At 67.5% G+C, this 14,348-nt stretch carries 12 protein-coding genes, 1 tRNA gene and 1 pseudogene; 8 read left to right on the forward strand and 6 right to left on the reverse strand.

The window, feature by feature from the left end:
• Positions 1 to 56: 56 nt before the first annotated feature.
• Positions 57 to 146, reverse strand: a tRNA-Ser gene (locus tag IEX88_RS14680).
• 572 nt (positions 147 to 718) lie between these two features.
• Between IEX88_RS14680 and IEX88_RS27065 the strand changes: the two genes are divergently transcribed.
• The 7 genes from IEX88_RS27065 (at position 719) to IEX88_RS14715 (ending at position 8,278) form a co-directional block, all read left to right on the forward strand.
• On the forward strand, positions 719 to 1,936 hold the full coding sequence (locus IEX88_RS27065) for a septal ring lytic transglycosylase RlpA family protein (protein ID WP_188851978.1): 1,218 nt from the start codon (positions 719 to 721) through the stop codon (positions 1,934 to 1,936).
• 132 nt (positions 1,937 to 2,068) lie between these two features.
• Positions 2,069 to 3,259 (forward strand): D-alanyl-D-alanine carboxypeptidase family protein, encoded by a 1,191-nt coding sequence (locus IEX88_RS14690; RefSeq protein ID WP_188851980.1) that lies wholly within the window; start codon positions 2,069 to 2,071, stop codon positions 3,257 to 3,259.
• Positions 3,260 to 3,290: 31 nt separating this feature from the next.
• Positions 3,291 to 3,986 carry a dTMP kinase gene (gene tmk / locus IEX88_RS14695; RefSeq protein WP_188851982.1) on the forward strand — a complete coding sequence of 232 codons (696 nt, stop codon included), beginning with the start codon at positions 3,291 to 3,293 and terminating at the stop codon, positions 3,984 to 3,986.
• Positions 3,983 to 5,038, forward strand: coding sequence for a DNA polymerase III subunit delta' (locus IEX88_RS14700; protein WP_188851985.1), 1,056 nt, complete (start codon positions 3,983 to 3,985; stop codon positions 5,036 to 5,038). The genes tmk and IEX88_RS14700 overlap by 4 nt, the downstream gene beginning before the upstream one ends.
• A gap of 89 nt (positions 5,039 to 5,127) precedes the next feature.
• Positions 5,128 to 6,669 (forward strand): methionine--tRNA ligase, encoded by a 1,542-nt coding sequence (gene metG, locus IEX88_RS14705; protein ID WP_188851988.1) that lies wholly within the window; start codon positions 5,128 to 5,130, stop codon positions 6,667 to 6,669.
• On the forward strand, positions 6,669 to 7,472 hold the full coding sequence (locus IEX88_RS14710) for a TatD family hydrolase (RefSeq protein ID WP_188851991.1): 804 nt from the start codon (positions 6,669 to 6,671) through the stop codon (positions 7,470 to 7,472). Before metG ends, IEX88_RS14710 begins: the two co-directional genes overlap by 1 nt.
• Complete coding sequence (locus IEX88_RS14715) at positions 7,469 to 8,278, forward strand: MBL fold metallo-hydrolase (protein WP_188851993.1); 810 nt, start codon at positions 7,469 to 7,471, stop codon at positions 8,276 to 8,278. Before IEX88_RS14710 ends, IEX88_RS14715 begins: the two co-directional genes overlap by 4 nt.
• A gap of 33 nt (positions 8,279 to 8,311) precedes the next feature.
• On the opposite strand, the pseudogene IEX88_RS14720 reads toward IEX88_RS14715, so the two are convergent.
• The 5 genes and pseudogenes from IEX88_RS14720 to IEX88_RS14740 all read right to left on the reverse strand — a co-directional run bounded on the left by IEX88_RS14720 (position 8,312) and on the right by IEX88_RS14740 (position 13,672).
• Positions 8,312 to 9,126: pseudogene (locus IEX88_RS14720) on the reverse strand (DUF2189 domain-containing protein).
• A gap of 1,035 nt (positions 9,127 to 10,161) precedes the next feature.
• Positions 10,162 to 10,551, reverse strand: coding sequence for a response regulator (locus IEX88_RS14725; protein WP_188851995.1), 390 nt, complete (start codon positions 10,549 to 10,551; stop codon positions 10,162 to 10,164).
• Positions 10,552 to 10,615: 64 nt separating this feature from the next.
• Complete coding sequence (locus IEX88_RS14730; RefSeq protein ID WP_244640205.1) at positions 10,616 to 11,788, reverse strand: sensor histidine kinase; 1,173 nt, start codon at positions 11,786 to 11,788, stop codon at positions 10,616 to 10,618.
• A gap of 381 nt (positions 11,789 to 12,169) precedes the next feature.
• Positions 12,170 to 13,171, reverse strand: a complete 1,002-nt coding sequence (locus IEX88_RS14735) for an SH3 domain-containing protein (protein ID WP_188851998.1) — start codon at positions 13,169 to 13,171, stop codon at positions 12,170 to 12,172.
• 174 nt (positions 13,172 to 13,345) lie between these two features.
• The gene (locus IEX88_RS14740) at positions 13,346 to 13,672 is read right to left on the reverse strand and encodes a hypothetical protein (protein ID WP_188852000.1); all 327 of its coding nucleotides are present in this window, start codon (positions 13,670 to 13,672) and stop codon (positions 13,346 to 13,348) included.
• 259 nt (positions 13,673 to 13,931) lie between these two features.
• Here IEX88_RS14740 and IEX88_RS14745 point away from each other — a divergent pair, with 259 nt between their 5' ends.
• Positions 13,932 to 14,315, forward strand: a complete 384-nt coding sequence (locus tag IEX88_RS14745) for a DUF2946 domain-containing protein (RefSeq protein ID WP_188852003.1) — start codon at positions 13,932 to 13,934, stop codon at positions 14,313 to 14,315.
• Positions 14,316 to 14,348: the final 33 nt, after the last annotated feature.

Here is a 14,348-nt window from a genome sequence, read left to right on the forward strand (position 1 = left end):
AAAGCCTATGACTGTGGGCTTTAACGTGGCTGTACGGGAGAGTGCGAAAGGTGGAATGGCGGATGGGGTGGGATTCGAACCCACGAGACGGTCTCCCGCCCGCCGGTTTTCAAGACCGGTGCCTTCAACCGCTCGGCCACCCATCCGACAGCGCAGGATTAGCCGGTGCGGTGGGGGCGATGCAAGAGCGTTGACGACACGGGACGGGCGGTATGGCGGCCCAAGCGGTGTGGTGGCCCGGGCGGTGCGCGCGAAGGGCCGGGCCGGGCTTCAGGGCGAGGCGGGGAGGTAGAGGCTCTTGTAACAAATTGTGATGAAAAATTAACTTTTGGCGCAAACAAGGACAAAACATGGCAACAAAAAGGCCGAGACGCCGGGGGCGGCGCCGCGCCCGGAGGCGCTGAAGGCCCTGCTGGAAGCCGGCACGCGGGCCCAAACCCGTTCCGCATCAGGTGTTTCGCTCTCATTTTGCATCGCCGAAAGGGAGGGCTGCGCCGCCCGTCCCAGGCCGCCATCGCCTTGGACGGGTGACTGTCACCGGAAAACGACAGTCAATCCGTTAACCGCTACGCCCCGAAGCGGAGCCGTAAGAGGGGGCGGTTGCCGCTCTGGATTAATGCGCTGATAACTCTTTCACGACAGGAGTGGGACCAAGGCGGGGGCCTTCGGTCCCGGCGCGCCCAATCTATCGAGCACGACTTCCCGGGGGATTATCCGAATGCACATGGCACACCCGTCTCTTCGACGCGCCCTGGCCGTTTCGGTCGTCTTTTCCGCCGTCGTCGTTTCGGGCTGCCAGTCGGGTTCTTCCACGCATGGCGGGGGAGAACATGAGCGGGTCAAGAGCGATCCGAACGAGTCCTTCTCGTCCAAGGAATACGGCGTCGCCGCCAGCCCGCGCATCACCGATTCCAAGATCGTGCCGAAGGGCGGCGGCCGGGCCCAGATCGGCAAGCCCTACAAGGTGCGCGGCAAGTGGTACTATCCGAAGGACCAGCCGGGCTACGTGAAGACCGGCAAGGCCTCCTGGTACGGCGCGAGCTTCCACGGCCGCCTGACCGCCAATGGCGAGATCTACGACATGTTCGCCCTGTCGGCCGCCCATCCGACTTTCCCGCTGCCGTCCTATGCCCGCGTCACCAACAAGAAGACCGGCAGCAGCGTCATGGTGCGCGTCAACGATCGCGGCCCCTATGTCGCCGACCGCGTGATGGACGTCTCCTCCCGCGCCGCCGAGCTTCTCGGTTACAAGTCTGACGGCGTCGGCGACGTGAAGGTCGAATATGTCGGCAAGGCGCCGGTCGAGGGCGACGACACCGCCATGCTGATGGCGAGCTACCGTCCGGGCAATGCGTCGCCGCTGAACGACGGCCTCGCCACCGGGGTCATGGTCGCCTCGAACGACGTCCCCTCGCGCCTCGCCTATGCCACGCCGGCCCGCTCGGCAGCCGCCCGCGTCCAGGCGATCGGCCTGCCCGGCGTCAAGCCCATGGCCCTCGGCGCCACCGGCACGGCTGCCCGGACGCCGGGATCGCTCTTCCCCGGCGGTGAGACGAGCGTCGACGCCATTATCTCCGAAGCCGAAGCACCCGCCGCGGCCCCCGTGCCGACGCCGCGCGCCGATCCCTACCGCCTCGTCGTCTCCTCCTATGCCGCAGCACCCAATCGCGCCGGCGCCGCCGATGCGGTGACCGCCATGGCGGCAGGCCAGGCGGGCGAGCGGATCGAGATCGGCCTTATTGAAAATGCGGCGCTGGTCGCCGCCGTGCGCGAGATCGCCGAGGGCCATGGCCGTCTGGTGGTTGATGCCGGCATGCCCGATCAGCCGGCGACGGTGTCGCTCGCCATCGACACCCGCCCCGGCGAGGATGTCGATGCCATGCTGCAGGCGCTCTGGCAGGCTGGCGCCGAAGGCGCCTTCGTGCTGCGCGACTGACTTTCGCAACCGCCGTCAATGACGTGTTTTGTCAGGGCAAAGGGCAACGCTGCCCCATGACCGCATCGCGATAGTCTGATAGGGAAGGGCGAGGCCATCGCGGTCGATCTGCACTCCCATGTCAAGAAACCGATGTCAGAGATCGTCGTCTCCCGAAACAAGCTCGCGGTCTTCGGCTCCCTCGCCGTCGCTTGCCTCTTGTCGGCCTCCGCCGCGCTCGGCGCCGATCCGGCCATCGTCGAGACCAAGGCGAAGCAGGCCCTGATCGTCGACGGCGAGACCGGGGCCGTTCTCTTCGAGAAGGATCCCGACACCCGCTTCCGCCCGGCCTCTCTGGCCAAGCTGATGACCATGGAAGTGGTGTTCGAGGCCATCGAGTCGGGACGGCTGTCGCCGACCCAGGAATTTCCGGTCAGCGAACACGCCTGGCGGACGGGCGGCGCGCCGTCCGGCACCTCCACCATGTTCGCCAAGCTGAATTCCAGCGTCTCCGTCGAGGCGCTGATCCGCGGCACCATCGTCCAGGCCGCCAATGATGCGGCGATCGTCCTGGCGGAAGGCATGGCCGGGTCCGAGGAGGCCTTTGCCGGGCTGATGAACCAGACGGCGCAGACGCTCGGCCTCACCCACTCGACCTTCGTCAACCCGACCGGCCTGCCGGCGGAGGGACAGGCGGTCACCGCGCGCGATCTGGTGCGCCTCGCCCGCCACATCCAGGCGGAGCACGGACAGTTCTACGGGATCTATGCCGAGCCGAGCTTCGAATGGAACAAGATCTTCCAGCGCAACCGCAATCCACTCCTCACTATGAACATCGGCGCGACCGGCATGGGCACCGGCTATACCGAGGCGGCCGGCTACTCGATCATCGGCGTGACCGAGCGCGAAGGACGCACGACCTTCATCGCGCTGGGTGGCCTCGAGAGCATCAAGGACCGGACCGAGGAGGCCCGGCGCCTGCTCGACTGGTCGAACACCGCTTTCCGCCGCAAGCAGCTGTTTGCCGCCGGGGATGCGGTGGGAGCGGCGACCGTCTTCGGTGGCGGCCAGGCCGAGGTGAAGCTTCTGACGCGCGAGGCGGTCGTCGCCTATGTCCCGCAGGACCGCCCCGATCGCGTCACCGCGCGGGTGCGCTATGCCGGGCCTTTGCGCGCGCCGATCGCCGCGGGCCAGCAGGTCGGCGAAATCGAGGTGCGGATCGACGACAAGGTGAGCATCGCCCAGCCACTCTTTGCCGCCGAGAGCGTCGAGCAGGGGACCTTCGCCGCCCGGGCCCTCGACGCGGCGCAGGAACTCGCCTTCGGATGGATCAGATCGCTTTGACCCGGCCAGGAACGCACCGGACCGTGCGGCCTTGACCGGCTTTTTCGTCACCTTCGAGGGCGGGGAGGGCAGCGGCAAGACGACCCAGATCACCCGCCTGGCGGAGATGCTGCGGCAGCGCAAGATTCCCGTCGTCGTCACGCACGAGCCGGGTGGATCGCCTGGCGCCGATGCTGTCCGGCAGATTCTCCTGTCCGGTGCCGCCGAGGCGCTCGGGCCGGAGGTCGAGACGATCCTGTTCTCGGCCGCACGGATCGATCACCTGGAAACCGTCATCCGCCCGGCGCTGGCCGAGGACAAGGTGGTGCTGTGCGACCGTTTTCATGACTCGACCCGCGTCTACCAGGGTCTGGCCGGCGTCGACCCGGCCATGCTCGACGGCCTGGAGGCGGCCGTTCTCGATGGCCTTCGACCCGATCTGACGCTGATCCTCGACATTCCCGCCAGCGTCGGCCTCGGCCGCGCGGCCGACCGCCGCGGCGAGAGCGTGCCCGACCGCTTCGAGCGCGAGAGCCTGGCGCTGCACGAGGCCCGGCGCAACGGCTTCCTGGCGATCGCCCGGGCCGAGCCCGAGCGCTGTGTCGTCATCGACGCCAACCGGCCGGCCGACGCGATCGCCGCCGAGATCGGCTTTCTCGTCGCCGAGCGCCTGGAAATCAGCGCGCTGCGGCAGAGCGGACGCCGGCTCGGCGAAACCGCTCGCCCGGCCGGGACTCGCAAGCCGTGAGCGACAGCACGGTCGAGGCGCGCGAAGATCACGACGCGCTGCCCGACATTCCTTCGCCGGCGGCCCGTTCCCGCCTCTATGGCCATGACGCGCCCTGGGCCGCCCTCGTCGGCGCGCACCAGAGCGGTAAGCTGCACCACGCCTGGCTGCTGCAGGGACCGCGCGGCATCGGCAAGGCGACGACAGCCTTCGCCTTTGCGCGCTATCTGCTGTCGCCGCACACGGCAGGAGACGCGGCGGAGCCCGTCGCCGATCCCGCCAGTGCCGTGGCCCGGCAGATCGCCGGCGGCGGCCATCCCGGCCTCGTCCACATCACCCGGCCGGCGGCCGAGCGCGGCGGCGGCTTCAAGACGCAGATCACCGTCGAGGAAATCCGCAAGCTCAACCGCTTCTTCCGGACCACGACCGGCGGCGGCCAGTGGCGGATCGCCCTCATCGATCCCGCCGACGACATGAACCGCAACGCTGCCAACGCGCTCCTGAAGATCCTCGAGGAGCCGCCGGAGCGGTCGATCTTCCTCATCACCAACCACCTGCCGGGACGCCTGCTGCCGACGATCCGCTCGCGCTGCCGCGTCCTGCGCTTCGACGGGCTGGGCGAGGGCGACATGGCGGCGGCGCTGCACTCGATGCCCATGACCTTCGGCGAGGCCGAGATCGCCGGTGCCATCGAGCTCGCCGGCGGCAGCGTGCGCAACGCGGTCTCGCTGATCGCCAATGGCGGGCTGGAGATCGAGGCCGAGATCCGGCGGCTCTACACCGCCGACGAGCCGGACTGGCAGGCGATCCAGGGCCTTGCCGACCTGTTGACGCAGAAGGGCCGGGAATCGGCCTTCGACCTGATGCTCGAGGCGGTGTTCAAGTGGATCGCGCATGAGGCGGAGGCGCGGCTTTCGGGTGCCGCCCCTTCCTCCGCCCGGCGCTTCGCCGCGCTGTGGATGGCGGAAAGCCAGCGGCTGCGCGAGGGCCTGGCCTACAATCTCGACCGCAAGCAGATGCTCGTCTCGCTGTTTTCCGCCGTCTTCTCGCTGCGCGCCGCCGCCGCCGCCTGAGCCGCCGGCGCGGGCGCATTGAGGCGGGGGCCGGAATGCCCTATGTCGGCGGGATGCAACGCCCTGCACGCGACTCGCAAGAAAGCCCGATGGCCGAACGCTATTATCTGACCACCGCGATCTCCTATCCCAATGGCAAGCCGCATATCGGCCATGCCTATGAACTGATCGCGACCGATGTCGTGGCGCGCTTCAAGCGGCTCGACGGCTACGACGTGCTGTTTCTGACCGGCACCGACGAGCACGGCATGAAGATGCTGCAGACGGCCCGGGCCGAGGGCATCGAGGTCGAGGCGCTGGCCGACCGCAATGCGGCCGAGTTCCAGCGCATGGCCAAGGCGCTCGGCGGCTCGAACGACGATTTCATCCGCACCAGCGAACCGCGCCACAAGATCGCCAGCCAGGCGATCTGGAAGCGCATGCAGGACGCCGGCGACATCTACAAGGATGCCTATTCCGGCTGGTACTCGGTGCGCGACGAAGCCTATTACGCCGAGGACGAGACGACGCTCCGCGACGACGGCAAGCGCTACGGGCCGCAAGGCTCGCCGGTGACCTGGGTGGAGGAGGAGAGCTACTTCTTCCGCCTCTCCGCCTTCCAGGACCGCCTGCTGGCGCATTACGACAGCCATCCCGACTTCATCGGTCCTTCCGAGCGTCGCAACGAGGTCGTGTCCTTCGTCAAGTCGGGCCTGCGCGACCTCTCGGTCTCGCGCACGACCTTCGACTGGGGCATTCCGGTGCCGGGCGACGAGAAGCACGTGATGTATGTCTGGGTCGACGCCCTGACAAACTATCTGACGGCGACGGGCTTTCCGGAGGAGGGGGACAAAAGCGCCTTCTGGCCCGCCGATCTCCACGTCATCGGCAAGGACATCGTGCGCTTCCACACCGTCTACTGGCCGGCCTTCCTGATGTCGGCGGGTCTGCCGCTGCCCAAGCGCGTCTTCGCCCATGGCTTCGTCTTCAACCGCGGAGAGAAGATGTCGAAGTCGGTCGGCAACGTCGTCGACCCGTTCGCGCTGATCGAGGCCTACGGGCTCGACCCGTTCCGCTATTTCTTCCTGCGCGAAGTGCCCTTCGGCCAGGACGGCAATTATTCGCACGAGGCGATCGTCAACCGGACCAATTCGGAACTGGCGAACGATCTCGGCAATCTCGCCCAGCGGTCGCTGTCGATGATCGCCAAGCATTGCGCGGCGAGCGTGCCGACGCCCGGCGCCTACAGCGAGGCCGACGAGACGATCCTGGCGGCCGCCGCCGGCCTGCTGCAGACGGCCCGCGACGCCATCGACCGGCAGGAGATGCACCACATGCTGGCGCCGATCATCGGCGTCGTCGCCGATGCCAATCGCTATTTCGCCGGCCAGGAGCCCTGGGCCCTACGCAAGAGCGATCCGGATCGGATGGCGACGGTGCTCTACGTCACCGCCGAGATCCTGCGGCGCGTGTCGATCCTGCTGCAGCCGGTCATGCCCGGCTCGATGGCGAAGATGCTGGATCTCCTCGGCGTCGGCGCGGACGAGCGGACGTTCAACGAACTGGTGCCGGAGGCGACCCTCGTTTCGGGCCGTCCGCTGCCGGCACCCGAGGGCGTGTTTCCGCGCTATGTGGAACCGGACGTCGCCTGATGGCGGGACTTTTCATCGTCGACAGCCACTGCCACCTCGATTTTCCGGAATTCGAGGGCGAGCACGATGCGCTGATCGCCCGCGCCGCGGCTGCCGGCGTGCGGCTGATGGTGACGATCTCCACGCGCGTCGCGAAGATCGACGGGCTGACGGCCCTCACGCAAGCGCATGCGCCCGTCTATGCCTCGGTCGGCACGCACCCGGTCAATGCCGCCGAGGAGCCTGACGTCACGACCGCAGAGCTGGTTCGCCTGTCCGCCCATCCGAAGATCGTCGCCATCGGCGAGGCCGGGCTCGACTATTTCCACGACCGCGCGCCGCACGATCTGCAGGCGGCCGTGTTCCGCCGGCACATCGCAGCGTCGCGGGAGACCGGCCTGCCGCTGGTCATCCATTCGCGCCAGGCGGACGAGGACATGGCGGCGATCCTCAAGGACGAGACGGGGAAGGGCGCCTTCCCTTTCATTCTGCACTGCTTCTCGTCCGGCGCCGCGCTCGCCCGGACCGGGGTCGCGCTTGGCGGCCACGTCTCGTTCTCCGGCATTCTCGCCTTCAAGGGCTCGACCGAACTGCGCGCCATCGCCGCCGAGGTGCCGATGGAACGCCTTCTGGTCGAGACCGACGCGCCCTATCTCGCGCCGCCGCCGCATCGCGGGCGGCGCAACGAGCCGGCCTTCACGCGCGAGACCGCCGCCGTTCTGGCCGAGGTCAAGGGCGTCGACCTCGAGACCATCGCCGCGGCCACCTCCGACAACTTCTTCAAGCTGTTCGGAAAGGTGCCGGACCCGAGACCTGTCGCGTGAGCGACACGCTGCGCCTGACGATCCTCGGCTGCGGTTCGTCGCCGGGCACGCCGCGCATCACCGGCGACTGGGGCGCCTGTGACCCCGCAGAGCCGCGCAACCGGCGCAGCCGCAGCTCGGCGCTGATCGAGCGGGTATCGGGCGAGGGCACGACGACCGTGGTGATCGACTGCGGCCCGGACTTCCGCCTCCAGATGCTCGCCGCCCAGGTTTCCCGCCTGGACGCCGTGCTCATCACCCATCCCCACGCCGACCACATCCACGGCCTGGACGACCTGCGCGGCTACAATCAGGACTCCAAGGCGCTCATCCCCGTCCACTCCGATGCCGCCACGCATGCGCGGCTTCTGGAGGCGTTCGGCTACTGCTACCGGACGCCGACGGGCAGCGACTATCGGCCCATCGTGCGCCACGTCCCGATCGAACCGAATGAGGTCTTCGCCGTCGATGGCCCTGGCGGGCCCTTGAGCATCCGCGCCTTCCGGCAGGTTCACGGCTCGATCCACTCGCTCGGCTTTCGTATAGGCCCGCTGGCCTATTGCACCGATGTCAGCGATTTTCCGCCGGCGGCCGTGGAAGCCATCGAGGGCGCGGAGCACATCGTCATCGATGCGCTGCAGTACCGCCCGCATCCCAGCCATCTCTCGCTCGACCAGGCGCTCGACTGGATTGCGCGGCTGAAAGTCGGACGGGCAACGCTGACGCACATGCACACGCCACTCGACTACGCGACGCTCTGCGCGGCCCTGCCGGCGCAGGTGCGCCCCGGCCATGACGGCCTTCGTCTCGAATTTCCGGTCGACTGATCCGAGCCAGACCGGGATCACGGTCGAGATCGCTCAGGAAAGCCGTGACGGCGCCCCGGGCGCGACGCACGCCCGGTAGAAGTGCCAGGTGGCATGGCCGAGGATCGGCACCGCCACCGCCAGTCCGGCAAACAGCGGAATCGATCCGACAAACAGCGACGCCCCGACGATCAGCCCCCAGCAGAGGACGGGCTTGGGGTTGCTCGCGAAAACCCGCAGCGAGGTTTCGACGGCGGTGACGAGACCCACCGGGCGATCGAGCAGCAGCGGAAACGAGACGACGCTGATGCTCAGCGTGACCAGCGCAACGCCAACCCCAGAAGATTGCCGGCGACGATCAGGGTCCAGCCGCGTGCCGTGCCGAAGAGATCGGCGGCAAACGCCCGAAAGGACTGCGGATTTTCTCCGGCGAAGGCCCAGTCGAACAGCGCCTGGGCGCTGAACAGCCACATGATGAAGATCGCCATCAACACCACGCCCAGCGCCGCGATCGACAGGATCGACGGCGAGCGGAACACCGCGAAGACATGGCGCCACCCGGTGTCCAGCCCGCGCTCGCGGCGCCGGCTGATCTCGTAGAGTCCGAGCGCGGCGATCGGCCCGAGCAGCGCGAATCCGCCAACCAGCGGAAACAGCGACGGCAGCGCCTTGTTGCCGGACGTCCACAGGCCGATGACGATCCCCATCAGCGGATAGACGAGGCACAGGAAGACATAGTGCGAGGGTTTTTGGCGAAAATCGTCGAGGCCCTTGCGAAAGGCTGCTCCGACCTGTTCGAGCCCGATGCGTCTGACGACCGGACGCTGGCTGTGACGGCGCGTATCGATGGCATGCGGGATATGGGTCATCACGACACTCCCCAGAACGCGTCGCCGCATCGGTCGACGCCATGCCTTTCATCTGGGCCGAAGCAGGCGGGCGTACAGAGGAAGTGACATCCCAAGGCCGTGATATCCGTCCATGTCGCTGGACAATTTCGCCGGTGACGTTGGCTTTGCCGGCTCATGTCGTTCTCGCCGAGGGCTTCGCGACCAAAGACAGGCAATTCGGTCGGATCGAAACGCGACGGTGACCGGACCGCCCATCCACCAACAGCCATCAGGGGAGACATGTCGCAGACCGGCGGGCCACTAAGGCCAGTCGCTCCGCAGCAGCCCCTTTGCATCCATATGGTTCCATAATCTATCTTATGCAACTTTTGGATTGGGGTGTATGGGCGCTGCTTTGTGCCGGGCCTCTCCCCGCATCGTCGTCCGACATCGCCGTCGGGCTGGTCGATCGTCGGTGGAAGACGACCATGGCGTGGTTGCCCGGCGTCTCGGCCAATGCGGTTCGTTTCGGGCCCCCTCGACTCGATATCCCTTGCGCCGTCACCCGGTCCTGCAGGCTGTCCGTCGGACGTGGATCGTCTCCGGGACCCTGCCGCTTCGCCGAGGGCTCATAAATCGCGACCCCGTTCGACGAACGACGGGCCGCTTGAGATCTGGAAGCACCGGCGACGAGGTCGTCTGTGCAGACCTCCTTGGCGGAGCTCTCCATACCGAACACACGCCTGTCGATGGCGGACGGCGCTTCGACGACGCCTTGAGCTTGATCCTTTCCCGGCAATGGCTCCGCCTTCCACAGATCGGCCTGTTGCCGGTGCTGTGGCGGCCGAGAGTCGAGGCTTTGTAATCGGAGAGTGTGACTGCAACGACAAAGGCTCGGCCAAGCGGTCGCCGACGATCGCTTGGAAAACCACCGCCGAAGGTCGCTGCGATCATCCGGTCGCTGCCGGGCCCCAAGGCGGCGGTTGGGCCGTCTGCGAGCATGCCGTGGGAGCCGGCGCCATTGGACCGGAGAGCTCACGTGCCGCGGCAGTTTCCGTCAGCCTCGGGTCCTGCTCAGAGCGGCATGGAAGACGCGTAGATCTTCATGGCGGAAATAATGGCGTCGTGGGCGTAGGGCTTGGTGAAGAACTGGCCGCCTGGCGGCACGTCCGCCAGCGTGACGGCGCCATGCCCCGAAACCACGATGATCCAGACCGGGGGCCAGCGGTCCCGAACCGCCTGGGCGAGCTTTAGTCCGTCCATTTCGCCGGGCATTTCGACATCGGTGAAGAGCAGTCGGATGTCGGGATGACGCTCGAGCAGGCGGATCGCTTCCTCTGCGTTGCGGGCTTCGTAGGCCACGAAGCCCGCCTGTTCGACCATGTCCACCGCGTCCAGCAGAAGCAGAGGATCGTCCTCCACGACGAGAACGGCGAATGTCGATGGATCAAAGGCTTGTGCCATGCCGTGCTGATAACCTAGCGCGTCGAGAAGCGGAATTGTCTAAAGCTCTCGGAGCCCAAATCGTTCATTCGATCCGGCCCGTCAGCGTGAACAGAACCCCTTCGGCTTCATAGCTGAGCTCCCCTCTCCCGCTGAAATAGCTGCCGACGATCCTCTCCACGAGGCGGGAGCCAAAGCCTCTCCGCGAAGGAGGCTCGACTTCCGGTCCGTCGCATTCGCGCCAGCTGAAGAGGAAGTCCCCCTCTGCGGCCAGGGTCCACGAGATTTCCACCCGGCCTGCGCCGTCCGACAGCGCGCCGTATTTCGCGGCGTTCGTCCCCAGTTCATGGATCGCCAGCGCCAGACCGAGGCTCTGCTGCGCCGTCAGGTAGAGGTCGGGACCCGATATGCGAAAGCGATCGGCGACATCGACATGCGGCATGATTGCGGCAGACACGACCTCCCGGATATCCGTCGTCTCCCAGCTGTTCTTCGTCAGGATATCCTGCGCCTTCGACAGCGCCCCGATCCGCTCCGACACCACGCGCATGGCGTCGTCGAGAGATGCGGAGTGGCGGATGCTCTGGGAAACGACCGCCTGCACCATGGCGAGTGTATTCTTCATCCGGTGGGTCAGCTCGCGCTGGAGGACGCGATTGCGCTTGTCCGTCTCGATTCGGTGCTCCAGCGCCTCCCGGGTCCGCTCGACTTCGACGGCGAGGTCAGCGTTCGCTTTCACCAGCGCCTGCCGGTCGAGGACGCTCTGCGTCGTCTCCGTCACCGTGTTCAACATTCCGACCACCCGCCCGGCATCATCGCGGACAGGGCTGTAGGAGAAGGTGAACCAGGTCTCCTCGTTATAGCCGTTTCGCGTCATCACCAGCGGCAGATCTTCCCGCCACACCGCTTCGCCCGACAGCGCCTGCCGGATCAGGGGAAGGATGTCGTCCCAGACATCGTCCCACAAGAACCGCGCCGGCCGGCCAATGGCACCGGGAGCCCGCTTGCCGAGCATCGTGGAATAGGCATCGTTATGGAAGTTGTAGAGCTCGTGTCCCCACCACATGCACATGGGTTGGCGCGACGAGAGGGTCAGGGCGACGGTCGTGACGAGGCTCTGCGACCAGGTCTCCATGGCGCCGAGCGAGGTCGTTGACCAGTCGAACCCCAGCACTTCGTGCCCAGCGCGCCCGCAAGTGCCGAGAATTCCCTCGAGGGTGGCGGTTCCGCCTTGCACCCCGACCCAAGCACTGTCCATCGCTATCGAGCCCTGATTATGTCATTTTCTCACAAACACTTGCTTCAAAAATGTGCGACAGGCAATCCTCACATTCAGCGTGTCGGGGCGCGTTCTTTCAGGACGGTGGATTCGCCGAAAGCGCCCTGCCGGCGCCGGCGGCGAGTGAATGCCGGTCCCCTCCTGATCAAGCAGACCGGGTTGGCCGGCATGTCGTCCTCGGCCCGAGTCCGTCGACAGCCTCGGCCGAGGGCGCGACGCGAAAAACCATCCGAGCCGACAGTCGGCCGGATCGGCCAGACCGGCCTCGCCGCCGTGCGGATGGGATATATCCTCGGCGCCGGCACCTGCGGCTTCAAGCATGCCAGCGGGCACCCGCTTCGGTGCCGCGAGCGCAGGGGCTTAGCGTCTGCCGTCGTAGATCTCGATCGGCTGCTCGTCGTCGAGCCACCAGCCGGGCGCGTCGTCGCGGCGGCGTCGATCGCGGCGGCGGTCGTCGAGGCGCATCTCGTCGTCATAGGGGTCGGCCGTGCGCGCCACGGACCGCTGGCTCGGCGCCCGCGGCGCCGAGGCGCTGAGGAAGGACGGGTGGATCCAGCCCGTCACGCCGCCCGAACTGACCTCGCACCAATCGTCGCATGGGCCGCCCAGGACCTCGGCGCCGCGCCCGAGCATCGCCACCTCGCGGCCGCCGGGTCCCGAACGCAGGGGGACGGGCCGGATGGTGACGAAACGTTTCACCGACCGGCTGGCTTGCCGGCCCTCCGGCGGACGGGGCGCCGCTGCTGGCGTCTTGCGGCTCGCTGATGAAGGGTCGGCTGTTTCGCGGACCTCGGCCGACGCGCCCGGTTCTCTCGTCTGGCGGGGCGGCCGCGCCGTCGGAACGACGGTGACGGCGAGCGCTTGCGCCTCGCCCGCATCCTTCGCCTCGGGCGCGGCATTGTCGGTCGCCTCCGCCGGCGGCGGTGACTCGGCCGTCTCCACCGGCGGCAGCGACTCGGCAGTTTCCTCCGGCGGCAGCTCCACCGGCGCTAGCGACTCCGCCGTCTCCTCCGGCGGCAGCGCTTCATCCATCTCTTCCGGCGGCGGGGCCACGGTGGCCGGGCTTGCTGCGTCGCCGATCTCCTGCGGTGGCGCGTCGGCGGGAGGATCGTCGGTGGCCGTGGCTTCGGGTGATGGCAGGATGGACGCGGTCTGCATTGTCTCCGGCGGCGGTGCGTCGCGGGCGACCGGGCTTGCCTCGGGAAGGAGGAGGTAGATCGGCGCGGCGCCGCCGATGACGACCAGCGCGCACAAAGCCGGGATTGCCACCAGCCAGCCGGCCGTCTTGATCGCCATGCGGCCGGCCCGCGATTGCACGGCCCGTCTGGCCAGCGACGCGTCTGTCCGATCCTTTGCTTCCATCACCCTGCCCTCCTTGCCCGGCCGATCCCAAACGACGTCAGGCTTTGGTGATCGCCGGCAAAGATGGCTTCGGTGCGTCAGGCAAGAAAACAGCGCAGGCCTCGATGACCTTGGTCCAGCGAGGCCCTGCGCGCGGAGGCCATGCCAACAGGATACGCGCCTGCCCGCCCGGACCTAGCGCCCTGCCTTCGTCGCGGAATGAAAGTCGGCGGGCTTGTTGGCGACCCATTTGACGAAGCGAGCGACCGTCTCATTGTCGGTCAGCGCAATGCCCCCTTCCGCATGGCGGACGAGTTCGCTCGCCGAGAAATTCGCGTCGATGGTCTCGCGGCAGATCGGATGAACGGGCACGGTGTCGCGGCCGCCCCGGCTCTTGGGGATCGGGTGGAAGCGGTCGACGGTCTTGCCCAGCGGCCGACCGCACAACCAGCACGGTTCTGCCGGCTCGGCTTCGTCGGCCGCATTCTCCAGCCAGCTCGCATCCCGAATCTTCCGTGCCATCCCGGCGCTCCCGCTGTGCAGACCACGAGGCGGCCCCGGGGCCACGGTAGGTTCTGCCTTTCGCGGCAGTGATGAGCCAAGCCACCGCTGCCGGTCAAGCCGGAGACGCGATGCAACCGCCATCTCGAAGCCTCGGCACGGCGCCGGCCCCCGCCGCGCCTGTTCGGCGACCATGCCGCCGATCGGGGTGTCCTGGTGCGCCATTCCCTCGCACTAGGTGCCGTGCTATCGGCTGGTCACGCGAACGGAGACAGCGAACGTGAAGACCTTGCGCACGGGCTCGAATCGATGGACGGCCAAGCTCGCCGCCCTTCTGTTCGTCGTCCAGATGCTGCTGGTCTCGGTTTCGATGGGCGCGAGCGCCAGCCCCATGCCCCGCGACCAGTTCGGCAACGTCATCTGCACGAGTCTTAGCGACGAGAGCCGCGAGGGAACCGGCGACCGCGACCAGCACGCCGGCCAGCACGACTGCTGTACCCTGGGATGCTCGATGGCCGGGGGCGCTTTGGCGACGCCGCCGCTCGTCTCCACCCTTCTTCGCCAGAGGCTGGTCCGCTCCGTGCCGTTCGTCCTCTATGAGGATGTCGGCGCCGGGGCCGTGGAGACGCCGCGACAGGCCCGAGGACCGCCGCTTTCGGCCTGACACCGTCCGGCGCTGCGCGCTGGAATCGCCATC

This window comes from Aureimonas glaciei (assembly GCF_014643375.1).
GTDB lineage: Bacteria > Pseudomonadota > Alphaproteobacteria > Rhizobiales > Rhizobiaceae > Plantimonas > Plantimonas glaciei.

Bases quoted from the DNA above. Each gene is read 5' to 3' on its own strand.
- IEX88_RS27065 (WP_188851978.1), top strand. From the start codon at position 719: ATGCACATGGCACACCCGTCTCTTCGACGCGCCCTGGCCGTTTCGGTC.
- IEX88_RS14690 (WP_188851980.1), top strand. From the start codon at position 2,069: ATGTCAGAGATCGTCGTCTCCCGAAACAAGCTCGCGGTCTTCGGCTCC.
- metG (WP_188851988.1), top strand. From the start codon at position 5,128: ATGGCCGAACGCTATTATCTGACCACCGCGATCTCCTATCCCAATGGC.
- IEX88_RS14710 (WP_188851991.1), top strand. From the start codon at position 6,669: ATGGCGGGACTTTTCATCGTCGACAGCCACTGCCACCTCGATTTTCCG.
- IEX88_RS14725 (WP_188851995.1), bottom strand. From the start codon at position 10,551: ATGGCACAAGCCTTTGATCCATCGACATTCGCCGTTCTCGTCGTGGAG.
- IEX88_RS14730 (WP_244640205.1), bottom strand. From the start codon at position 11,788: ATGGACAGTGCTTGGGTCGGGGTGCAAGGCGGAACCGCCACCCTCGAG.
- IEX88_RS14735 (WP_188851998.1), bottom strand. From the start codon at position 13,171: ATGGAAGCAAAGGATCGGACAGACGCGTCGCTGGCCAGACGGGCCGTG.
- IEX88_RS14740 (WP_188852000.1), bottom strand. From the start codon at position 13,672: ATGGCACGGAAGATTCGGGATGCGAGCTGGCTGGAGAATGCGGCCGAC.